Source organism: Candidatus Zixiibacteriota bacterium, assembly GCA_040752815.1.
In the GTDB taxonomy this organism is placed as follows: Bacteria; Zixibacteria; MSB-5A5; order GN15; family FEB-12; genus JAGGTI01.
In genome coordinates this window covers 25,495-46,334 of record JBFMGC010000002.1, presented here as the reverse complement: position 1 = coordinate 46,334, position 20,840 = coordinate 25,495, and the positions used below count along the sequence as shown (strand labels likewise).

At 58.1% G+C, this 20,840-nt stretch carries 19 protein-coding genes; all 19 read left to right on the top strand.

Features of this window, described 5'->3' with window-relative positions; all coding sequences use genetic code 11:
* The first annotated feature begins 2 nt into the window (after nt 1-2).
* Nucleotides 3-1,643 (top strand): hypothetical protein, encoded by a 1,641-nt coding sequence (locus tag AB1772_00950; protein MEW5794902.1) that lies wholly within the window; start codon nt 3-5, stop codon nt 1,641-1,643.
* Nucleotides 1,640-3,271, top strand: a complete 1,632-nt coding sequence (locus AB1772_00945; protein ID MEW5794901.1) for a lamin tail domain-containing protein — start codon at nt 1,640-1,642, stop codon at nt 3,269-3,271. Before AB1772_00950 ends, AB1772_00945 begins: the two co-directional genes overlap by 4 nt.
* Nucleotides 3,272-4,102 (top strand): hypothetical protein, encoded by an 831-nt coding sequence (locus AB1772_00940; GenBank protein MEW5794900.1) that lies wholly within the window; start codon nt 3,272-3,274, stop codon nt 4,100-4,102.
* Nucleotides 4,089-5,234, top strand: coding sequence for a deoxyguanosinetriphosphate triphosphohydrolase (locus AB1772_00935; GenBank protein ID MEW5794899.1), 1,146 nt, complete (start codon nt 4,089-4,091; stop codon nt 5,232-5,234). Before AB1772_00940 ends, AB1772_00935 begins: the two co-directional genes overlap by 14 nt.
* Nucleotides 5,235-5,331: 97 nt before the next feature.
* A complete protein-coding gene (locus AB1772_00930; protein ID MEW5794898.1) occupies nt 5,332-6,171 on the top strand; it encodes a CPBP family intramembrane glutamic endopeptidase in 840 nt (279 codons plus the stop codon).
* Nucleotides 6,172-6,374: 203 nt separating this feature from the next.
* The gene (locus AB1772_00925) at nt 6,375-6,692 is read left to right on the top strand and encodes a hypothetical protein (protein ID MEW5794897.1); all 318 of its coding nucleotides are present in this window, start codon (nt 6,375-6,377) and stop codon (nt 6,690-6,692) included.
* A gap of 31 nt (nt 6,693-6,723) precedes the next feature.
* Nucleotides 6,724-7,704: a DNA polymerase III subunit delta gene (gene holA / locus AB1772_00920; protein MEW5794896.1), complete on the top strand. Its 981-nt coding sequence runs from the start codon at nt 6,724-6,726 to the stop codon at nt 7,702-7,704.
* A gap of 10 nt (nt 7,705-7,714) precedes the next feature.
* On the top strand, nt 7,715-8,314 hold the full coding sequence (locus tag AB1772_00915) for a sigma-70 family RNA polymerase sigma factor (GenBank protein ID MEW5794895.1): 600 nt from the start codon (nt 7,715-7,717) through the stop codon (nt 8,312-8,314).
* Nucleotides 8,315-8,327: 13 nt separating this feature from the next.
* Nucleotides 8,328-9,515, top strand: a complete 1,188-nt coding sequence (locus AB1772_00910) for a zf-HC2 domain-containing protein (GenBank protein MEW5794894.1) — start codon at nt 8,328-8,330, stop codon at nt 9,513-9,515.
* 69 nt (nt 9,516-9,584) lie between these two features.
* Nucleotides 9,585-10,067, top strand: a complete 483-nt coding sequence (locus tag AB1772_00905) for a PspC domain-containing protein (protein MEW5794893.1) — start codon at nt 9,585-9,587, stop codon at nt 10,065-10,067.
* Entirely contained in the window at nt 10,064-10,972 is a 909-nt protein-coding gene (locus AB1772_00900) for a hypothetical protein (protein MEW5794892.1), read from the top strand. The genes AB1772_00905 and AB1772_00900 overlap by 4 nt, the downstream gene beginning before the upstream one ends.
* Nucleotides 10,973-11,115: 143 nt before the next feature.
* Complete coding sequence (locus tag AB1772_00895) at nt 11,116-11,730, top strand: transporter substrate-binding domain-containing protein (protein ID MEW5794891.1); 615 nt, start codon at nt 11,116-11,118, stop codon at nt 11,728-11,730.
* 72 nt (nt 11,731-11,802) lie between these two features.
* On the top strand, nt 11,803-12,504 hold the full coding sequence (cmk, locus tag AB1772_00890; protein MEW5794890.1) for a (d)CMP kinase: 702 nt from the start codon (nt 11,803-11,805) through the stop codon (nt 12,502-12,504).
* Entirely contained in the window at nt 12,501-13,154 is a 654-nt protein-coding gene (locus tag AB1772_00885) for a lysophospholipid acyltransferase family protein (protein ID MEW5794889.1), read from the top strand. The genes cmk and AB1772_00885 overlap by 4 nt, the downstream gene beginning before the upstream one ends.
* Nucleotides 13,155-13,328: 174 nt before the next feature.
* The gene (rpsA, locus tag AB1772_00880; GenBank protein ID MEW5794888.1) at nt 13,329-15,407 is read left to right on the top strand and encodes a 30S ribosomal protein S1; all 2,079 of its coding nucleotides are present in this window, start codon (nt 13,329-13,331) and stop codon (nt 15,405-15,407) included.
* A gap of 465 nt (nt 15,408-15,872) precedes the next feature.
* Nucleotides 15,873-16,883 (top strand): tRNA-dihydrouridine synthase, encoded by a 1,011-nt coding sequence (locus tag AB1772_00875; GenBank protein MEW5794887.1) that lies wholly within the window; start codon nt 15,873-15,875, stop codon nt 16,881-16,883.
* Between the two features lie 81 nt (nt 16,884-16,964).
* The gene (mtaB, locus tag AB1772_00870) at nt 16,965-18,341 is read left to right on the top strand and encodes a tRNA (N(6)-L-threonylcarbamoyladenosine(37)-C(2))-methylthiotransferase MtaB (protein MEW5794886.1); all 1,377 of its coding nucleotides are present in this window, start codon (nt 16,965-16,967) and stop codon (nt 18,339-18,341) included.
* Between the two features lie 130 nt (nt 18,342-18,471).
* The gene (locus AB1772_00865) at nt 18,472-19,263 is read left to right on the top strand and encodes a hypothetical protein (GenBank protein MEW5794885.1); all 792 of its coding nucleotides are present in this window, start codon (nt 18,472-18,474) and stop codon (nt 19,261-19,263) included.
* Nucleotides 19,263-20,828 (top strand): flagellar hook-length control protein FliK, encoded by a 1,566-nt coding sequence (locus tag AB1772_00860; protein MEW5794884.1) that lies wholly within the window; start codon nt 19,263-19,265, stop codon nt 20,826-20,828. Before AB1772_00865 ends, AB1772_00860 begins: the two co-directional genes overlap by 1 nt.
* Nucleotides 20,829-20,840 lie beyond the last annotated feature (12 nt).

The window sequence follows — 20,840 nt, the reverse complement described above, 5'->3', positions numbered from 1 at the left end:
GCATGCGCCTTCCGTGGGGGACCGCCTGCCTCATCATGGTGCTTATGTGCGCCTCCGCCCGCACTCAGCAGTTGTCGGAGTCGGTGCTCACTTCAGACGACGAACTGTGGGAGGCGCTGCAGGAGGGGGTAATCACATATGACCAGTACCTGGTCCTTCGTGAAATCATCGAGAACGGTCTCGACTCGACCAATCGTCATCTTTTGGACGAGATCCCGAATCTGTTCTACTTGTTTAAAACCGATTCCATGCGCATCGATCCCATAGAGCAGGAACAGGTTTCCGGTTTTCGCTCAGTAGAAATCAAGAAGGCTCAGTCTCCTCGAATACGCGGGCAGGTGGGCCATCGCTACACCATGTTTCTCGACAATGAGCAGCGGACATGGTACCGCAGTCGCGCTGATCTATCTGTCGAGAACCGCTGGCGATTTCGGTTGCAGGCAATCCGTGAGCGCGGTGGGGCGGAGCGGGTGGTCAGTCGGTCGGTTGGCTACCGAAATCGAACCGGGTTGGTTCGACGAATCGAAGTCGGCAGTTTCACGACCAGATTCGGCCTCGGTACGCTGTTTGGGCACCGGGGGCAGATACTGGATGCCTCGTCGAATATCAACGCAGAATCATGGTCTTATCCCAGTTACGGCGGATACAACGGCCTGCTGGCGGAACTTCGAAGCGGAGGATGGGAGATTCGTTCGCTCGCTTCGCTGACGCGTGATTCGTCGCACCGTATGTTCACGGCTGGACTAATGATCGAGCGAGCAGTGGGGAAGATCCGGCCGGGCCTGGTGGTAGGGCAGGTCAACCTGGTAAATCGAGGCAGCGGCGTATCGGTCGAGATACCCATGGCATCAGCTCTCGTGTACTATGATTACAGGACGGGCTACGCCGCAGGCGAGCTAAGTCATCAAGGCTCCGAGACTTCAGCGACCAGCGTTGTCTTAGAGGGCAGACATCGATTCGAGACTGCTGAATTGCGCTATGCGGCGTGGCGGTACGATGATGATTTCGTCGATCTCACAGCCGGGAGTAAGTCGGCGGTGCTTTCGGAACCGGACACATTGGCGGCCGTAGCGTTCAGTTATCGCAGTCGACGAGTGGGACAAAGGGGCGGTTTGGTCAAGACCACGATCGAACCGAGCGGGCGGATGGCGTTTTCCAACTCCCTGCTCCGGGCCGAGAATACGCGCGATGCCAGCCGTCAGCAATTCTTCAGCGGCCTGGCTTACAATCTGTCCCCTGACTGGCAGTGGCGCCTCGCCTATCTCGGAGATTGGCGGCACGACCCGGGCACAGCACCGGCCGACCGGTCTGATCATCAGCTCCGACTCGAAACGAGATACACAACTGCGCGTGTCCGGGCGAAGTGTTATATTGGCGTGGATGTTGATGGCCGCGACAGCGATCATGCCGTCCTTTTCGTTTCGGCCAGGTATGTGATGACCGACGGAAGCGCGTACGAAATCTGGTCCAACCTCGGTGAGATCGATACCGACGGCCTCCAGTACTGGTATGCCTTCGCGCGCGGCTCATGGCCTCTGGGGAGTTACCTGACTGCCGCAGCCAAACTTAGCAATTCGTATCGTCGTGATGGGCCGGACAGCAACGCCACCCAAATGTCCTTAGAACTGAACGCAACACTATGAGACACGTCGCGACTGTCATCATATGTACTTCTCTTCTGGCGGCATCGTCTACAGCGGATGTCGTAATTAACGAAGTGCTGTCCAATGAACCGGGCGGGGCGCAATCGTTGGAGTGGGTGGAACTGTTTAACGATTCGCCCGATTCGAAGAACCTGACGTTTTACCAGTTGCGTGCTTACTCGGCCACTGACTCGTCAACGCACCTGCTGTCGGGAATGCTTGCTCCGCAAGCATATCATATACTCTGTCGGGATACCGTTCGCTTCGAACAACACTGGGGTGATAGCTCCGGCGTTTGGGGCGATGTACCGTTTGAGCAGGCGTTTTCGATTGGAAAAGTGTCGTTCCAACTGTCCAATTCGAGCGGTCGAGTAACTCTGAGCGATCCGGTCGGCCCCGTGTCACAGTTACGTTGGACCCAATCCGGAAGCGATGGCTACTCCTGGGAGCGGATTCATCCGCTGATCGACTCCAGCGCGCCGTCAATTGATCCATCTGGATCAACCCCCGGGCGCATGAACTCAGTTACGCCGCTGCCGATCGACCTAGCGCTGGAAAGTATTTCGGCCAGTGCGGTCGAAAACGGCGCGGAGCTGGTCTTCCGCATAACCAACATTGGCCTGACATCAATCAACAGCTCAGTTCTCGAATTGTACGAGTTCGATTCGCTCGAACCGGACAGCCAGGGCGTGCTGATAACCGGCGAATCGGTAGGCCCGGTGGATTCGGGGCTTACGGTACTGTTGGTGGGGCAGTATTCGCTCAGTGGGTATTATCAGAGGCTGGTGGCAAACCTTTTCGTACTCAACGACGACCGCCCCAATAACAATCGCAGAATATTCGTCGCTCCGGGCGAAGATTATCCGCCGGTGATTCTGTCAGAGTTGCTGGCTAATCCGGATCCGGCGTTTGGCAGCGAGTGGGTCGAGCTCAAGAATGTCAGTGATATGACAATTGACCTGGCGGGTTGGTTTCTTGGTGATTCCGTCGGATTTGCTGAGATCGCGGTCGCAGAACTTTCGATTGACCCTTATCAGTATCTCGTCTTGGCGGAAGACACGGTCGGATTTGTAGCTGCGTACCCGTTATTCTCCGGCGATCTGCACCAACCGGCCGCCTGGCGCGGGCTAAACAACTCCTCCGACAGCGTACGCCTGGTCGATGCTTTCAACATACAGGCTGATCGATTCTACTATATCGATGTCCATGACAACAACCACACCTGGGCGCGGAGCGAGTCAATGGACAACCTGGGGCGCTGGGGGAGATCCGAAGATGCCGGCGGCACTCCGGGCGAGCCTAACCGCGTCCGGTTCGCGCCTGACGGCTCTCGCACACTCAGCATATCAATTGAGCCGCGCATTATCTCTCCCGACGGAGACGGCCGTGATGATTCCACGGTCATCAAGCTCGAAGCTTCTCCGGCCGAGTCATTTTCGCTCAGGCTTTACGACAGCAAGGGCCGAAAGGTGCGCACTTTTGAAGACAAGGTCATTGATCTCAAAGAGCAGTATGTCTGGTGCGGTGAGAGTGACAGCGGCGAGAAGCTGCCGATCGGCATTTACATCCTGTACTTCGAGGCGGCCGGGGTCGAATCGGCCAAGAAGACAGTTGTGGTGGCGCGATAAATGAAGCCCTGGCCGGTATACACGCTGCTGCTTATCTTGATGTCGAGTGCGTCCGCGTATGATTTGATCAACTCGCGCTCCGGCGGCCTGGGACGATCGGTGCTCCTCTCTCATCCATCGGCAACGGATCTCGTTAATTCACCCACCGATGCGCTTGTTCACAACGCCGCGCTCTTTGACATGGGTTACGATCGCCGCTTTGAACTGGCTGACCTGGATAACCTGTTTATCGCGGGCGGCTGGCAGTACCGCCGGTGGACCGTCGCGCTCGGTCTTTCCCAGTTCGGCAGGACCGATTTATACGCGGAGCAACTAATCAAGGGATCGGTCGTGCTCCACTACCGCGAATTTGCGCTTGGCCTGATGCCGTCGGCGATGCAGATTCAATTCGGCAACGGCTACGGCAGCCTTCGGGCAGCTACGTTTGGATTAGGCGCAGGCTACAGCGGATACGATTTCAAGGTAAGCATGGTGTCCGATAACCTCACGCGGCCGAGATTTGTCGACAACGGTGATCGAACCGGCATGACATTCACACTTCTGACCGAATACCATGGTCATCGGGCATTTTCGCTGCTGGGACGTCTTCAGGCCGAACCGACCCAGAAGCCTCAATTCGGACTGGGGCAGTGGATCAGGCTCTCCGGCCGCAGCGCCTTCTTCTGGGGTGTGGCGGGTGAACCGACCGAGTACGGCGGCGGACTGGAGATCGAAATCCCCTTCGGTGCGATCACCTATGCGGCATCGGTTCATCCGGTGCTGGGCCTGTCGCACACGGTGTCCCTGACGTATCGTCCGGCACGGAGATCCGGTGAGGATGACTTTGATTAGGCGCGAGGATATCGAAGCGCGGGAGAGGCTCACGCTCGCCTGTTACGCTGCGCTGGCAGCGAACTCGCGGGGCCGAGTGTTTCCTCAGCCGGAGCATCCACTGCGCACCGCCTATCAGCGCGATCGTGATCGGATCGTGCACTCGGCCGCGTTCCGCCGGATGGAGTACAAAACCCAGGTGTTCATCCCGCATCTGGCCGATCACTTTCGCACGCGCCTGACCCACACTATCGAGGTGGCGCAGATCAGTCGCACACTCGCCCGCAATCTCCGTCTCAATGAGGATCTGACCGAAGCGATAGCTCTGGTGCATGATCTCGGCCATACGCCGTTCGGGCATTCCGGCGAGGATGTTCTCAACGAGCTTCTCGCTGATTTCGGCGGCTTCAACCACAACCGGCAGACGCTTCGGGTGGTTGATCTTCTTGAGGAACGATATCCCGATCATCCCGGTCTGAACCTCACCTACGAGGTGCGCGAAGGGATTGTCAAGCATGAGACCCGTGGCGGCAGGGTCGGCCCGGAGTTTCATCCGGAGGAACGGCCCACGCTCGAGGCAGCGTTGGTAGACAAAGCCGATGAGCTGGCTTATATGGCTCACGATATCGACGACGGCCTCAATTCCGGTTTGATTACTCTTGAGGACATCCGTCCTCTGGCGATTTGGGATACGCCCGGCAGCCCGCTGAAGAGAGCCCCTGAGTTCAACGCTGCCGCGGAAAACGATCGTCTGCGCTACGAGCTCGTGCGCTACCTGATTAACACGCTGGCTACCGATCTTCTGGATACCACCTCCGGCCGTCTGTCGCATATGGGAATTGCCGACCATCGTTCGCTGCGCCTTGCTCCCGGGCCGATGTGTGTCTACTCCGATTCCATAGCGCCCATGGCGGCTGAACTAAAGCAACTGCTCAACACCCGCCTCTATCGCCACCCGCGCCTGGTGGCCATGGCCGACCAGGCCCAACGTACTATCAGGAAGCTGTTTCGGCTTCTGACAAAGAACCCGCGCCTGATGCCGCCTCGGTATCAGGTCATGATAGGCGATCACCCGCTTGAAATCGTTGCGGCGGATTATCTCGCAGGCATGACCGACCGGTTCGCGGAGAAACTGGCACAACACCCTGATTAGTTTCTGTTCGAATTCCAAGTCCTCGCGGTAAGACATCATGTACGAAACCCCGCTACGCGCTCAAGAATCTCCCAGACCGGAGGATTATCCCCGACCTTTGATAAAGTACGGTTGGCTGCGGGCGCTTCTGGCCATGCCCGCCTGGATTCTGGCGCAGGTGGTGGTCTCGACTGTAGTGTTTGTTCTGGCGCACGGCAATCCGGCTACAGAAGATACGGTCGGTCGCCCGCTCGGCATTGTCACTCAGTTCTTGCAATTGATTGGGACGCTGGCGGTCGTAGTTCTGTTTCGGAAGCTGATTGACCGGCGGTCTTTCGTGTCTCTTGGATTTGCACTCGATAAGAAACACCTCAGGGACCTGGCTGCGGGCATTATCTGGGGGATAGCCCTGATCTCAGCCGTCTTTATCGTCGTGTTGTTGGCAGATGGAGTTCGTATTACCGATCTGAGTCATCCGTTATCGGCGCTTGCGAACATGACCCTAATGATGATCGCGGTTGCATTTAACGAAGAAGTTCTTGTGCGTGGATATCTGCTAAACAACGTAATGGCCTCGGTCAATAAGTTTGTCGCCCTGTTTTTGACCAGTCTGGTGTTCGCGCTTGGTCATCTTCTAAATCCGAACGCCACTATAGCGGGCCTCGTAAACATCATATTGGCGGGACTGGTATTGGGTATCTACTACATCCACCGACAAAACCTCTGGTTTCCGATCGGCCTGCACTTCGCCTGGAACCTCTTTCAGGGTTCCATTTACGGCTCGGCGATCAGCGGTGTCAATACGCCCAGTATCATCCAAACTGAGATCGTGGGAAGCGATCTACTCACCGGCGGGACATTCGGGTTTGAGGCCTCATTAGTGACCACTATGGTGCTCTCTCTGGCGGTATTGGCGCTGCACCGAATTTACCGGCGTCGGCGTCCGGAGGTACGCTAGCGCTCGCCGGTTTATGAATCCAGTTGCACAACGCTGGAATCGAACTACTGTGCTGTTGCCCCAAGCTTCTGAGATACAATCGCTTAAACCTTTTCACTCCCTATCGGGTCAGGGGCACGGCACTTGCCCTGCGGGTCGATATGGAATGCTACTTTGGAGCCCGCCCCCTGCCTAATTCCAACCCGGATGGGAAATCATCTATAGTGATGTTCTACATCCCGGATGTCGGCATCCGCTTCAAGGCGCCGTTTGCCGGTGTCGATCAGGATCACAGCGATCTTGCATCGATGCTGGCGCTGCTCGAGTTCATCGACTCCAATCAAAAATACCTGGCCAAGCAGACTTACCAGATCTACGGGGACAACCTGGCGGTGATCAATCAACTCAACGGCCGCTGCGCGATACGCGAGGAGTTCGGACCGCTTATGTCCAAGGCCGCCCAGTATCGCGACAAATACCGCTTCTCGCTCGAATGGGTGCCACCCTCGGAGAACCACGCTGTCGACGACCTTTTAGATTGACCCATGCGGCGACGCCGGCTTTCTTGTCGGCATGGGTCTCTCGTCCACCCAGACACTGAGAACTGATATCACCAAAGGGAAGTTTAAGAGCCTCTACTACTTCTTTGGTGTCGATGACTACCGCATTTCCGAGGCGGTAAAGTATGTCGCCCAACAGTTCCTACCCGATAAGCAACTGACCACCAACTTTCGTCGCCTCGACGCACGCCGAACCAAATGTGCGGACCTGATGGCTGAGCTGTCGGTATTTCCCATGCTGGGTGAGCGCCAGGTGTTCGCGGTCGCGGATTTCCAGAGCTACAAACCGACCGAGATCGACCGCGTTCTAAAATTGATCGATCCGCCTGACTCGAATCGGATCGTTATCTTCACGACACCGGCGGAACGTGCCCCCGACAAGCGCAAGGCTTTCTTCAAGCGCGTCAGCGCCGCTGCGGAGACAGTGGAATTCCGACGTCTAACGTCGGAGGAGACCCAAAGACAAATTGCTCTCAAGTTGGCCAAAGTCGGCCTGGAGATGGATCCAGGGGCTGCGGAGTTGCTGGTCGGGCTTCTGGCGGGCAACCGTGGCGCGCTTGAAAACGAGATCGACAAGCTGGCCAACTATAAAAAGCCGGGGGAGACGATCACGCCGATCGATATTCAAACCGTGGTGTCTGGTTACGAGGCGCTGACCGTGTATCAGTTGGCCGAACTGATAGCTAAAGGTGAGACGTTGAAGGCGCTGGCTCTGATCAAGCGTCTGCTGGCCGAAGGCTCCACGCCGACGTCGCTCTTGTACTTCGTAGGGCAGCATTTTGTCGATTTGTATCTGGTGAAAACCGGGCACTCGCTGGAGGCCTGGCGCCGCTGGCTCGAGTCCGGCCTTCGCACCCAGGCCGCGCAGTTCACCGAGGGACAGCTTGGCGAGGCAATTCAATTGATTGCCCATGTCGATGCCGAACTGCGGTGGAAACGAACCCTTCCCGAACTGGCGCTAGACCAGCTCGTTCTCAAACTGATGGCCCGTTGAGAGTTTGCCGGTGAAAAAAATCCGGGAAGAAAAGGCGTGCACAAAGGTAGAGGGATCGGAGACCGGGCCGGCCGAGCAGGAGCTAATTCGGGCCGCCCGGGGCGGCGACAAGGGGGCTTTCGGACAACTGATTCGTGGCCACCAGAAACGTCTCTTTCGCTTTGTCTACGGGCTGGTGGGCTCGTTCGATCAGGCGGAAGATATAGTTCAGGAAGCTTTTGTGAAGGCGTACGAGGCTCTCGATAAGTTTGAAACGGGAAGGGATTTTTACCCCTGGCTGGCGACAATCGCCCGCAACAAGGCGCTCAATATGATCGCCCGCGAGGAGCGCAAAGAGTCGCTGGATAAGATTCAGGAACAGGGCTTCGATACACCCACCGGCCAGGCTGACCCGCTGGATCAGCTCCTCGCCGATGAGAACCAGCGCCGGTTCTACGCGGCGCTAAAGGGGCTGCCGGAGACGTATCGAATAGTGTTCGTGATGAGGCACTTTGAGGAAATGAGTTACGACCAGATATCTGAGCAGTTGAAGATTCCACCGGGAACGGTTGATTCGCGACTGTATCGGGCGCGTCAACTACTTGTGGAAGCTCTTAAGGATCTCTTGTGAGCGGGTGACGGCGGTGGACCACCAGTATTATCAGGATAGACTGTCAGCTTACGCCGATCATGAACTGCCCGAGGCGGAGCGCGCTCTCTTGGACACCCACATGGTGGAGTGTGCCGAATGCCGCGCGCGCCTCTCTGAATTGAACCGCCTGAGCGAACTGGTTGAAAAGCACAGCCCCCTTGGAGAATCTGAGTATTGGGAGTCTGCCGCCGCGCGAATCGAGAACGCACTGCCTGATAAAGGACGGCTGATCGATCTCAGTCGCGAGCGCGCCCGCCGCTCAACGCTTTGGTGGAAAGTCCCGGCGATTGCGGCATCGGTACTGATCATTGGCTACATCGGCCTGCACGAGAGCGACATTCTCAAGGATGAAATGCTCGTCCCGCCCAGGTCCGCGCCTGAGCAGCCGGTGCGGTTGTCCACCCCGTCCGCAGACACGTCACCGACTGCACCGGACACGGGCCGCCCCGGAGACGATGTCGCAGGCAGCCGTGTTCTTAGGGAGGATGTCGCCGAAAGCACGGCGGACAGGGGACAAGTTCCAGTCAAAGTCGAAAGCAAGACCGCACTCCAGCAAAAAGCGGCTGCTCCAAAAGGCGACACCCCGGAGACAGCCAAACCCGAAACCACACCGCAACCATCGGCGATGCCACCTGAGCCGGTCTCTCTTCAGGCAGAGACAGAAGCGAAAGACATCGCGGAAAGCAATTATGTCGAGCGCTCCCGCGAGCGGGCGCCAGCCTCGCAGGGCGAGACAGTCTCCCATGAGGAGCAAAGGGCCGCACAGGGGATGTCTACCAGTCTTTCCAAAGAGGCCGATGTTCCGACCGAAGATCTGGCGCTCTGGCGGCAAAAGCGCGATTCCCTTATTGCGGCGATCTCCAAACTGAGTGACACCAGTTCGAAGCCTCTTAGCGACGCGCTCAAGTTCTCGGCGGTTCCGCCAACATCAGGCGAAAAAGCCGGGCCGCTGTCTTTGGCGGGCCGTCAGTCCGACACCAAAGCTCAGCGCGAACTTGCTGAGAAGTCCCTGATGGAAGTCTGGTACGCGATCTGCCGCTACTCGCCTGACTCGACCGAGGTGAACCGGGGAATGGACTACTTCAAATCGGTGGCAACTGACACTAAATCAGGCAACCGATCAAGGGCCCAGGTTTACCTGGAAGAGCTTGAAAAACAAGGTGTTGGGCGGACTGAATAGGTGCAACCTTGAGCGGGCTGATGCTGTCAGATGGGGTAGTAGGAGTGAGTTCCGTTTGGGACTAAGACCATGAGCAGACGACTGTATCGCTCCAGCACCAACAAAGTGATCGCCGGTATCTGCGGCGGGCTGGGCGAACATCTCGATATCGACCCGACCCTGGTCCGGCTTGTCGCGGTGATAGCGGCCCTTGCCAGCTTTGGCGTGGTGCTGATTTTCTATCTGCTCGCCTGGATAATAATACCGCAACCGCCACCCGGGCAGCCCGGGTATGACCCGGAGCCGGTGGGTGAGTCGACCGCGGCCTCGTCGCGCGGCGGCTGGCGGATCTATCTGCCCGGTTTGATCCTGGTCGGGGTTGGACTGATGCTGCTGCTTCGCGAGTATGTCTGGTGGTTCCAGTGGCATGATATCTGGCCGATTCTGCTTGTCGTGCTCGGACTGATGCTGATTCTCCGCAACAGTGCCCGTTCTCGCGCTCGATCCGATTCCCACATCCCACCGGCGGGTGGAGCGGGAATGCCTGGCGGCGACGGAGGCATCCGCCCATGACACCGGCTCGGTTTCGATGGGGCATGTTGTTTATCCTGGTGGGGACGCTACTGCTTCTTGTTAACGCCGACGTGCTCAATTGTAACTTCTGGATCGATTTTGTCTATCTGTTGCCGTTCCTTCTTATCGCCATCGGCCTCGAGAAGATTTTCGCTCCCACCAGGTTACGCGCCATCTCCTATCTGACAACAGTAGCGCTGGTTGTCGGAGCCCTATGGGTGGCGTTCGAAGGCTCCGCGGTCCGCGAAGGGGGCAGCTTTTTTGAATCAATGACCCTTACTTATGACGAAGACGAGGAATTGGTTGATCTGATTGATGCTGATCTGGAACTGGGGGCCACGTCGCTCACTATCCGTGATGCCGGCGACGAGCTAATGACGGCCCGGTTCGGCGAGTGGAGCCGCAAACCGATGTCCTCGATGGAGGTTCTGGATCGCCGCGCGGTGATCGACTTGAATAACCGGACCGGCTCGCGCCGCTACTGGGGCGGGGCGGTTCAGATCGACACCGATCAGTCCGAGGACTGGCGCGTGTCGTTTTCGCGCTCGGTGCCGCTCAAGCTTAGCGTCAGCGGCGAGGACAGCGAACTTCATCTGAACCTCGCTACCACCCCTCTAAAGGAGTTGGATCTCAGGGCAGACGATGCTGACATCTATATCAAGCTCGGCGATCTGCAGCCGGAGGTGAGAGTTAAGGTCTCGGGCGACGATTCCAAGCTGCGCGTGCGCGTGCCGCAGGAATCCGGCCTTCGTGTGACCGGTGTGGATGATCCCAGTTACCTCGAACAGATCGGGCTGGTGATGCGCGAGGGGAGCTACGTGAGCGACGGTTTCGATACATCGGCGGTACGTATCCAGATCGAGCTGGACGACCGTTTCCGGTCTCTTTCGCTCGATTTCTACTGAGAAAACCAAAGGTCTCTTCCTCCCCGTGGAAAACGGTTTCCGGGTATATCCGGAAACCGTTTTTCTTTGGGCGAGATACTGGTTGATTCCACGGGTGTCGCACCCCACTATACGCGGGGTGTGAACGACTTATGATCACGAAGATGATAACACCCCTCCTCGCCGCTCTCATTGTGCTGGGATGCTCGTCGCAACCTGAGCCGCCGCGACGGCCGCCTGATCACCTGGTTTTCGGGCTCGAAACTTGGCGGCCGCCGTTTGCGTATTGGGATTCCGCAACCAGCGCCCCGGTAGGATTCGACATTGAACTCGCTACGTTACTGTGCCGCTCGTGTCGTTGGTCGTGTGATATAGTTCCTGTTCCGGCCGAAAGCCTGGCAGTCGCCCTGAAGCGTGGTGAGATTGATGTGGCCATGCGAGTCGCCGAGGGAGAGACTGTTTATGCACAGGACCTTGTGTTATCTCATCCCTATTATCTCACCGGTTTGGGGTCGAATGTGCAGGTTGTCGACTCGGCCACTAAGGCAGCAGTTGAACGTACGGCAGGCCGGCGAATAGTCGATACCGTGTTAAGCCCGGAATACTATTGTCTGGCCATGCGCTCATCGGATACGCATCGCCTGGCCCGACTAAATGACGCTCTGGCCGCGCTTATGGGCGGATACGTCTACGAACGGCTGCACGTCAAATGGTTTGGGTATCCGCCTCTTAATGTCGCGGCGCCGGACTCGGTCACGGCTTCCTGGAATCGCCCCTGATCAGCTCGTGCGCCGCTTCGGAACGAGCATTTGCGGTTGCCACCACGGTGACCAGTGCGTAAATTTTCCGCCATGACATCGCGACCCTACCGCCTCTCCAAATTCAAAGGCCGGGTGATCGCTATCGACGGGCCGGCCGGTTCCGGCAAGTCGACCACCGCCAAGATTCTGGCGGCCCGGCTCGGCTACCAGTATCTCGATACCGGGGCCATGTATCGCGCGCTCACCTGGTTCGCCATCCAGAACGGGGTGGCGCCGTCGGACGGTGCCCGCCTTAGCGTGTTGGCGCGCTCTGTGGAGATCAAATTCGAAACCCACGAAGACGTCAACCGTGTCTTCATCAACGGCCGGGAGGTGACGGATGAAATTCGCAGCCCGATGGTCACGCAACTGGTTTCGGAGGTGTCGGCGCACAAGGGTGTCCGCGAGGCGATGGTGGACAAGCAGCGCGAGATGGGGGTGCGGGGCGAGATTGTCGCCGAGGGGCGCGATACCACTACTGTCGTTTTTGCCGACGCCGATGTCAAAGTGTACCTTGACTGCGATGTCGCCACGCGGGCGCAACGGCGGCTTATCGACATGGCTCGGTTGGGGGTATCGACCACGCTCGAGGAGCAGATCGAAGAGATACAGCGTCGCGACAAGCTGGACTCCGAGAGAAAGCACTCGCCCTTGACACGCTCGCGCGACTCCTATCTGGTGGATACCACCAACACCACAATCGAAGAGCAGGTGGAGCGGGTTCTGGCTCTTCTCAAAACCGTACTGAAGTGAACATCCGACCGGTTTATTTCGCCGGGTACTGGCTTACCCGGATACTGAGCTGGCTGCTTTTTCGGCCGATGATTATCGGCGCCGAAAACGTGCCGCGAAAAGGCGGCTTCATTCTGGCCTCCAATCATATTTCATACTATGACCCACCGGTCGTGGGCAGTTGGCAGCCGCGAAGACTGTATTTCTTCGCCAAGAAAGAGCTTTTCAAAAACCCACTATTCGGGGCAGTGCTCCGGGCTTGCAATGCGCTTCCGGTTAAGCGGGGGACAATAGACCGTCAGGCGATGGAGCGGGCGGTGGACGCTGTCCATCGAGGCTTCGGCCTCACGTTTTTTCCCGAGGGTACCCGTTCCCGCACGAACGAGTTTCTGCCCGTTAAGGCTGGTCTGGGAATTGTGGCGCACGCCGCGGTCTGTCCCATCGTCCCGGCGTATCTCCATGGCACTAATAGGCTTATGGATTGTCTGCGGCGACGGACCAGAATGGCGATTGCCTACGGGGCACCGCTCTCGGCGGAGTGGGTCAAGTCGTTTTCACAGGATAAGGCCGGCTACAAGGCGTTGTCTGAAGCGGTGATGCAGCAGATCACGATACTTCGCGAGCAGGTGAAGTCCCTTCAGAAACGCTCGTCCGTCTCCGACCAGAATTGAAGGCTGCCGGCCCCAAAAATCCGTTTGGAATTTCCGGGCGATTGCTTATATAGCATGGCTGTCTTGGGCCGGGAGACCGGCGGAGGCAGTTGTTCGTCGGTCTTTTCACGTCCCCCGGGGGCGAGAAAAAATCCAAGACCGCCGGATACCCTGTAAGGAGGTTTTTTTAGACAGATGGCTGAAGCCAAAAGAACTACGCGAACCACAAAATCAACCAAGCCCACCAAGGCCGCGCGCACCTCGAAACGCAAAGCGACCAGTGGCAAGAAGACCACCAAGGTCAAAACCAAAATCACGAAGACGGGAGTCCAGACCGAAGAGCCGGATCTGATGGCCCTTCAGGCTGAGGAAACCGCCGAAGAACGACTCATGACCGCCCGCCGCCAGCGCGTACTGGTGAAGGCGAAGGCGAAAGCCGAAGAGGTCGTGGTGGTCGAGCCGGAGGAGACGGTCGAAGCGGTGCGTATCACCGATGTCTCAGGAGTCGTCTACGACAAGGCGCAGTACGACGCCATGGTCGACATGTACGACGCCACAATCAAGGATATCCGCGAGGGCGAGATTATCCACGGCACAGTAATGGGGGTCAACCCCGAAGATGTCATTGTCGATGTCGGCTTCAAATCCGAGGGCCGAATCCCGATCGAGGAATTCCCCCAGCCGCTCAATATCAAAGTGGGCGACAAGGTCGACGTGTTCCTCGAACAGATCGAGGACAACCACGGCCAGTTGCTGCTGTCCAAGCAGAAGGCCGATTTCATGCTGGTCTGGGACCGGATTCGCGATCTGCACGATGCCGGCGAGACGGTTCAGGGCCGGGTGGTGCGCCGGATCAAGGGCGGGGTCATAGTCGATATCATGGGAGTCGATGCTTTTCTGCCCGGCTCGCAGATTTCGCTCCGCCAGGTGCCTGATTTCGACGCCCTCATCAACCAGATGATGGATTTGAAGATCATCAAGATCAATAAGAACCGCCGCAACATAGTTGTCTCGCGCCGGGTCGTGCTTGAGAAAGAGCGCGAGAAGATGCGTGACGAGCTGCTCAAGGAGATCGAGGTCGGTCAGATTCGCCAGGGTGTGGTCAAGAACATCACCGATTTCGGTGTCTTTATCGATATGGGCGGTGTCGACGGCCTTCTGCATATCACCGACATGTCCTGGGGCCGGGTGCGCCATCCTTCAGAGATGGTAAACCTGGGCGACACTATAGATGTCAAGATTCTGGATTTCGACCAGAACACCACGCGCATTTCCCTCGGGTTGAAACAGATGACTCCGTACCCGTGGGAAAACATCGAGGAGAAATACCCGCTCGGTAAGAAAGTCACCGGCAAGGTGGTTTCGATCACCGATTACGGTGCGTTTATCGAGCTGGAGAAAGGGATCGAGGGGCTGATTCACATCTCCGAGATGTCTTGGACCCAGCACATCAAGCACCCATCGAAGATCATGAACGTCGGCGACGAGGTCGACGCGGTGGTTTTGTCCGTAGATAAGGACAACGAAAAGATTTCGCTCGGCATCAAGCAGATGGAGCCGGATCCGTGGCTCACTATCGAGGGCAAATACCCGATCGGCAAGATTCTCACCGGCAAGGTGCGGAACCTGACCGCTTTCGGTGCTTTCGTGGAGCTTGAGGAAGGTATCGACGGCCTGGTGCATATTTCGGATATGTCCTGGACCAAGCGCATTCAGCACCCCTCCGAGGTGATGAAGAAAGGCGACGTGGTACAGGTCAAGGTGATCAGGATCGATCACGACAACCGTCGCATATCGCTGGGCTTCAAGCAGCTTGTCGAAGATCCGTGGCCGATGCTGGCCGAGCGGTTCAAGGTCGGCGCCGAGTGCCTCGGCACGATCAACAAGGTGTTCGACCGCGGCGTGGTTGTGGACCTCGGCGATGATGTCGAGGGGTTCGTGCCGACCAGCCAACTGGCGGGCCGTGACCTGACCGATCCCACCGGCATCTTCAAAGAGGGCGAGCAGATTCCGCTTCACGTAATCGAGTTCGACCAGCATCAGCACAAAGTGGTCCTCTCGGTTCTCGCCTATTACAAGAAACGGGAGCGCGAGGAATTCGAGCAGTACCTGGCGCAGCACCGTCCGGCTATGGCCTCTGTCGGCGATGTCATGCCGCAGGCCATAAAGGCGGCAGCCGAGTCCGCCCCTGCGGCCTCCGAGCCGGAAATGCCGGTGATGCCTGCCCCGTCGATGGATCAGACGGACGGCCAGATCGAGGCGGAAGAAGCATAGGGATCTGACCATACTCACAAAGCAGACGGCGGCCGCAGAAATTGGACCGCCGTCGTTTTTTGCTCGGCAGTCCCCGGCATTTGCACTGCATGGCCGGTCCGCCGGAGGCTTGCGTGGCCGGCAGACGGCCTCGTCTGCCGCATGCTGTCGCTTCGGCGCGCTTCATTCCAAGGGCGGACCAGGAGAGGCTGTCTCATAAGTTGGAAAAGTTGCGGCAGGTCCTTTGTAGCGTTCGTCGAAAGACGGACGCGAACGGAGTCCTGCCGCTGCAGTCCTCTCAGCGTCAATGGCGTCAGGTCACCGCCCTATCACTCCCGGTCTCCGGGAGTGATAGGCTACGGACCTGACACAACTCAAACCATGACTTTTGGGACAGCCTCAAGAGGTCTGCCGCCCACCGTACCTATAGGCGCTTGCCCAGGCCGTTGCGGATATGTACCATTGCTTAGTCCGAAACGTGATACTATGACCATGCTCACCAGTCCCACAGGTTTCTGGGCCGAACTGAAACGGCCGATCCTGGCGCTCTCGCCGATGGACGACGTCACTGACGCCGCCTTCCGGCTTTTGATTGCCCGCCTGGGCAAGCCGGACGTCATGATCACAGAATTCGTTTCGGTCGACGGTTTGTGCAGCGAGGGGCGAGAGCATCTGCTCAAAGACCTTCGTTATGATCCGTGTGAACGGCCGATTGTCGCGCAGCTATTTGGCAGCGATCCGGAGCTGTTCCGTCGGAGCGCGGAACTTGTCAGGGACCTTGGCTTCGACGGGGTCGATATCAACATGGGCTGCCCGGTTAAGGCGGTGTGCAACACCGGGGCGGGATCATCGCTTATCAATGAGCCGAAGCTGGCTCAGGAGATAATCCAGGCGTCAATCGACGGGGCGCGCGGCCTACCGGTGTCGGTCAAGACCCGTATCGGGTTCGGCAAGATTCAGGCTCAGGAGTGGGCCGCACAGCTGATTGAGGCGCGACCGGCCGCGATCACCTTCCATTTGCGCACCAGGAAAGAGCTGTCGCAGGTACCGGCTCACTGGGAAGAAATGCCCGCTATCGTTGCTCAGGCCAGAGGGAGCGGAGTGCTCATTCTCGGCAACGGCGATATTAAATCAATCGAGCAGGCCACACGCGTGACTGACGAGACCGGTTGCGACGGGGTCATGATTGGCCGGGCGATTTTCGGTAATCCCTGGCTCTTCAACCGCAGCCGCAGGCTGGCGAGTATCTCTCTGGATGAACTGCTCAAGACCATGCTGGTGCATTGTCGTCTCTATGACGAGGTGTTTAACGATGACAAGAAGTTTCTGGTCATGCGCAAGCACCTGATGGCGTACGCGTCCGGCTTCCCCGGGGCAAAAGACCTGCGCATGTCGCTGGAGAAAGTGTTCTCGACAGCGGATGTTATCGCGGCGGTGGAAGCGTTTCGTCGGCGAGCGGAAGGAGTCGCCCTTCGACAGACTCAAGGTGACCTGTGACGTGCGCGGCAGACCTCCTGGTCTGCCCGGTCTTAGCTTTTTGCCAGGAGGGGCAGACGAGGATGTCTGCCGCCCACAAGTATGAGCGGCGCGACGCAGAAAAAAGTCTCCTTCCACACCGTAGGGTGCCGGCTCAATCAGTATGAAACTGAGCAAATGGCCGCGGCGCTGTACTCTTATGGCTTTCGCCGAACTACGCGCCACGAACGAGCCGACCTATGTATTATCAACACCTGCACGGTGACCCGCCGCGCCGATACAGCCAATCTCCGGCTCGTGCAGAAGGCGGCGCGGGAGAACCCCGGTGCTAAAATCGTTCTGGCCGGATGCTATGTCGATGCCAACGCCAAGTGTGTCGGCGATATTCAGCATGTTGATCTCACCGTGGTCAACCGCGAGAAGTCTCAGCTTGCCGAAATCCTGTCTCGGGAGTTGTCCGACCTGTTTGAAGTCGAGCCGCGTTGCAACATAGGCGAGCCGCTTGATCTATTCGCGCGGCTCAATCGCGCGTTGTTGAAGATCTCCGACGGGTGCGACCAGCGGTGTGCGTTCTGCATTCTGCCAAGAGTGAGAGGTCCACTGAAGAACCGTCCGCCGCTGGAGATAGTCGACGAAGTTCGCCGGTTGCGGCAGCTTGGATTTGAAGAAGTGGTATTGACCGGCGTTAATATTGGACATTACCGGCATCGCACAGGCGCGGATGAGCCTGAGGCGCGTTCACTCGCGCAGTTGTGCCGGTTGATTTTGGATGAAACCGACCTGCCGCGCTTGCGACTGTCGTCGGTCGAGCCGCAGGCGATACGCGACGAGCTGCTTACTCTATGCGCCGAATCGGGAGGTCGAATCTGCCGGCACTTCCATATCCCTCTGCAATCGGGGTCATCGCGGCTGCTTCGGCTGATGCATCGGCCCTACGACCAACAAACGTATCTGAATCGCGTGGATGAGGCCCGCGCGACCCGTCCCAATACGACTATCGGTGCGGATATCATTGTCGGCTTTCCCGGCGAGACCGACCGTGACTTTGCGGAAACTCTCGCATTGGTCGATTCCGGCCTGCTTGACTATCTGCACGTGTTCAGCTACTCGGATCGCCCCGGCACGGCGGCCTCGGCGATGCAGGACAAGGTTCGGCCGAAGATTGTCAGCGAGCGACGAGACCTGCTTGTCGCGCTTTCCGATCGCCTTTGGGCAAACGCCCATGTGCGGCAGGTGGGGGAGACTCTGGGGGTGATCGCTGAGCGCGGAAGGCTAAACCGCACCGCCCGTTACGGTATCGCCGATAACTATATCAACGTGAAGCTGCCGACCGACTTCGCGGGCAGGCGGGAGATTCAGCAAGTGAAGATCACTTCCGCGACAGATGGGTATGCGGAGGGGGAGGTGGTTTCGCCACACTCGACAGGTATCCCAATCGTTCCGGTTCCTTTGGAAATTCTTTCCGTCCACACATCCTGACAATGGTCGGTCGCACTCAAGCGGTCGGCCCTAACGTCTTTAATCACAACAACATCCTCCGCGCGCCTCGCTCTCGGCACGCGGCGTGCAATTAGGCCCGTGGGAAAATGCTGTTTTGTAGAGTGCATTAATGGTAGCCGATACTGACAAGTCCAAAGAGACCCCGAAAGCCGACGAGGCCGCACAGGCCAAATCCGCGAGCGCCGGTAAGCCCTGGCTCAAATACCTGCTTCTTGGTATCGGCGGGCTGGTGGCGGTCGCGGCTATCGCGTTTGGCACGCTGATGCTGGCCGGCGGTGTTTCCGAGTCTGCGAGTACCGGTCAAGAGAGCGCCGAAGGTCAGACCGCGGTCGATAAGCCGCAGCCTTCAGACAGCCACATACCGCCTGCAGCAGCCGACACATCGATGAATCTCGACAGTCTTGCGGCGCTGATCGCGAACGACACCAGCCTGTCGTTTCTCGAACAGGGACAGGCGGCTTTTGAGTCGATTGTCTCGAACCTCGAAGCACTCGATCACGCCCCCGCCGAGACCATGCCATCGGACGACGCTGCGCTGATTACCTCCGATGATCTGGCGAAGAAAACTGACTGGGTGAAGCAGGAAGAAGCGCGCCTCGCCGCCCGCGCGGGCGAACTCGACGCGCGTGAAAAACAGCTCAACGTCAGAGAAACCAAAATTCAGCAGGGGATCGCGCGCATAGAGCAGGCTGAATCATCGCGTATCACCAAGCTGGCCGGGCTTTATGACAACATGGAAGCGAGCGCGGTCGCCAAGTTGCTGGCCAATCTCGATGACGAAACGGTGGTGGCCATTGTGCCGCGCATGAAGCCGAAAAACGCCTCGGCCGTGCTGGCGCTCATGCCGCCGGCCCGTGCCGCGAAGCTGTCCAAAGAAATGGTATCTATTGCGGATGACTGATGTTGCCGGTGACCACTAACATACTCGACCAACTGCTCGGCGGTTTTGAAACCAATCCGCTCGCCTCTGCAGGATTGACCGGTGCTTCCGATAAGGCGGCGCCCGGCGGGCTGTTGTTCGGTGAACTGATGGCGCAATTGTTTGCGAACGCCGCACCGGAAGCCACTCCGCACAATAATAAGATCATCAATAGTCTGTTCCCGTCAATTGACCAGCCGGCTGCACAGGATGGGGCTCCGGCTGGTCTGACGGTGTATTCGGACACATTAATAGAAACAAACCCTACCCCGTTGCCACTGCTCCCTCTCGACCTTCACTCGGTGACGAGTATCGAATTATCGTCGAACGCGGATTTGCCTCGAGCGCCGATTCTTCCGGCGGCCCTGAGGGCGGAGATATCTCCGGCGCAGTTTGAATTGCCTGCTATGCCTCAGACAATCACTGGAGCAGAGCTCCCGGCCGGAGTCTATAACATTTTAGACGCTCGCGTTGACGGCGGGCAGATCGTGTTAATAGCGACTGTGCCCGATTCCGCCGCTGAGCCGGTGCGTATCTCTGTCCCGGTACAGATGGTCCAGCAGGCTCTGACCGAGAGAACTCAAAGAGTCGATTGGGCTGCCGGTGATCCATGGAGTGCGGTACCGGTCTCAAGCGCTGAGAAGCTGGCGGTCAACCCACTCGATACGCTGCTGAGGAACCTGAACCTCAGGACACTTGAGATCAGTAATGCAGCCGATCTGCCGCCGGCGAAATCAGATCCCGCAGGCGTCGGTATATCGTTGATCACCGAAAACAGCGGCACGCGTCTAACCCTGTTTCCCAGGAGCGCCGGTCGGAACACCACTCAGGCGATCGCAGTCAGATCGCCGCTTGATTCGATTTCGTCGCTCGAGCCTTCCGATATCACATTTCCTGCGGATCATCCTGACTCGCAGGTGCCCGCCACTCAACTGGAAGCCGAAGTGGTGATGCCACAGAACAAGGTCGTTGCCGAACAGAAGTTCAATCTGTCCGAACGCCTCATGACCTCACTCAAGTGGGAGAGTCCGTCGAGCACCTTCCAGACTGCTCCGTCCGCGAATGACACTGGCGCCAACAATGTGCATGCCACACCGCGTCAGACGCTGTCTCCGACTGTCAAGCTAACCCTTCCGGAGGCGATCCACAGACCGCTTTTCTCGACCGGTCAGACCATAATGATCAAAATCGAGCCCGAGCACCTTGGCCCGGCGCGGCTTAATCTCTCGGTGCGGGATCACATGGTAACCGCGCGTGTCACGGTCGATACGCCCCTGGCGAAAGCGGCGGTGGAGCGGTCGCTCGATCAGCTCACCGAACAGTTGTCCCGCGCGGGGTTCGATGTTGATAGGATAGATGTGATGCTGAGTGATCACGGCTCCCGCGATCAGTTCTTCGACAGGCGGCCGCTCTGGTCACACGGCCACAAATTGCAGGACCGCCGCGAGGCCGATCAGTTTGATGCAAGCAGTGTCGTGTCGCCGTCACAGTCCATGATGGCCGTGAGGCAGTATGTCGAACACGACGGTGTAAATGTGCTGGCTTAGGAGGAATGGAAG

What these genes read in the sequence shown, in the direction of transcription:
- AB1772_00950 (MEW5794902.1), top strand. Translation starts at nt 3, where the DNA reads ATGCGCCTTCCGTGGGGGACCGCCTGCCTCATCATGGTGCTTATGTGC.
- AB1772_00945 (MEW5794901.1), top strand. Translation starts at nt 1,640, where the DNA reads ATGAGACACGTCGCGACTGTCATCATATGTACTTCTCTTCTGGCGGCA.
- AB1772_00940 (MEW5794900.1), top strand. Translation starts at nt 3,272, where the DNA reads ATGAAGCCCTGGCCGGTATACACGCTGCTGCTTATCTTGATGTCGAGT.
- AB1772_00935 (MEW5794899.1), top strand. Translation starts at nt 4,089, where the DNA reads ATGACTTTGATTAGGCGCGAGGATATCGAAGCGCGGGAGAGGCTCACG.
- holA (MEW5794896.1), top strand. Translation starts at nt 6,724, where the DNA reads ATGGGTCTCTCGTCCACCCAGACACTGAGAACTGATATCACCAAAGGG.
- AB1772_00905 (MEW5794893.1), top strand. Translation starts at nt 9,585, where the DNA reads ATGAGCAGACGACTGTATCGCTCCAGCACCAACAAAGTGATCGCCGGT.
- AB1772_00900 (MEW5794892.1), top strand. Translation starts at nt 10,064, where the DNA reads ATGACACCGGCTCGGTTTCGATGGGGCATGTTGTTTATCCTGGTGGGG.
- AB1772_00895 (MEW5794891.1), top strand. Translation starts at nt 11,116, where the DNA reads ATGATAACACCCCTCCTCGCCGCTCTCATTGTGCTGGGATGCTCGTCG.
- cmk (MEW5794890.1), top strand. Translation starts at nt 11,803, where the DNA reads ATGACATCGCGACCCTACCGCCTCTCCAAATTCAAAGGCCGGGTGATC.
- rpsA (MEW5794888.1), top strand. Translation starts at nt 13,329, where the DNA reads ATGGCTGAAGCCAAAAGAACTACGCGAACCACAAAATCAACCAAGCCC.
- AB1772_00875 (MEW5794887.1), top strand. Translation starts at nt 15,873, where the DNA reads ATGACCATGCTCACCAGTCCCACAGGTTTCTGGGCCGAACTGAAACGG.
- mtaB (MEW5794886.1), top strand. Translation starts at nt 16,965, where the DNA reads ATGAGCGGCGCGACGCAGAAAAAAGTCTCCTTCCACACCGTAGGGTGC.
- AB1772_00865 (MEW5794885.1), top strand. Translation starts at nt 18,472, where the DNA reads ATGGTAGCCGATACTGACAAGTCCAAAGAGACCCCGAAAGCCGACGAG.
- AB1772_00860 (MEW5794884.1), top strand. Translation starts at nt 19,263, where the DNA reads ATGTTGCCGGTGACCACTAACATACTCGACCAACTGCTCGGCGGTTTT.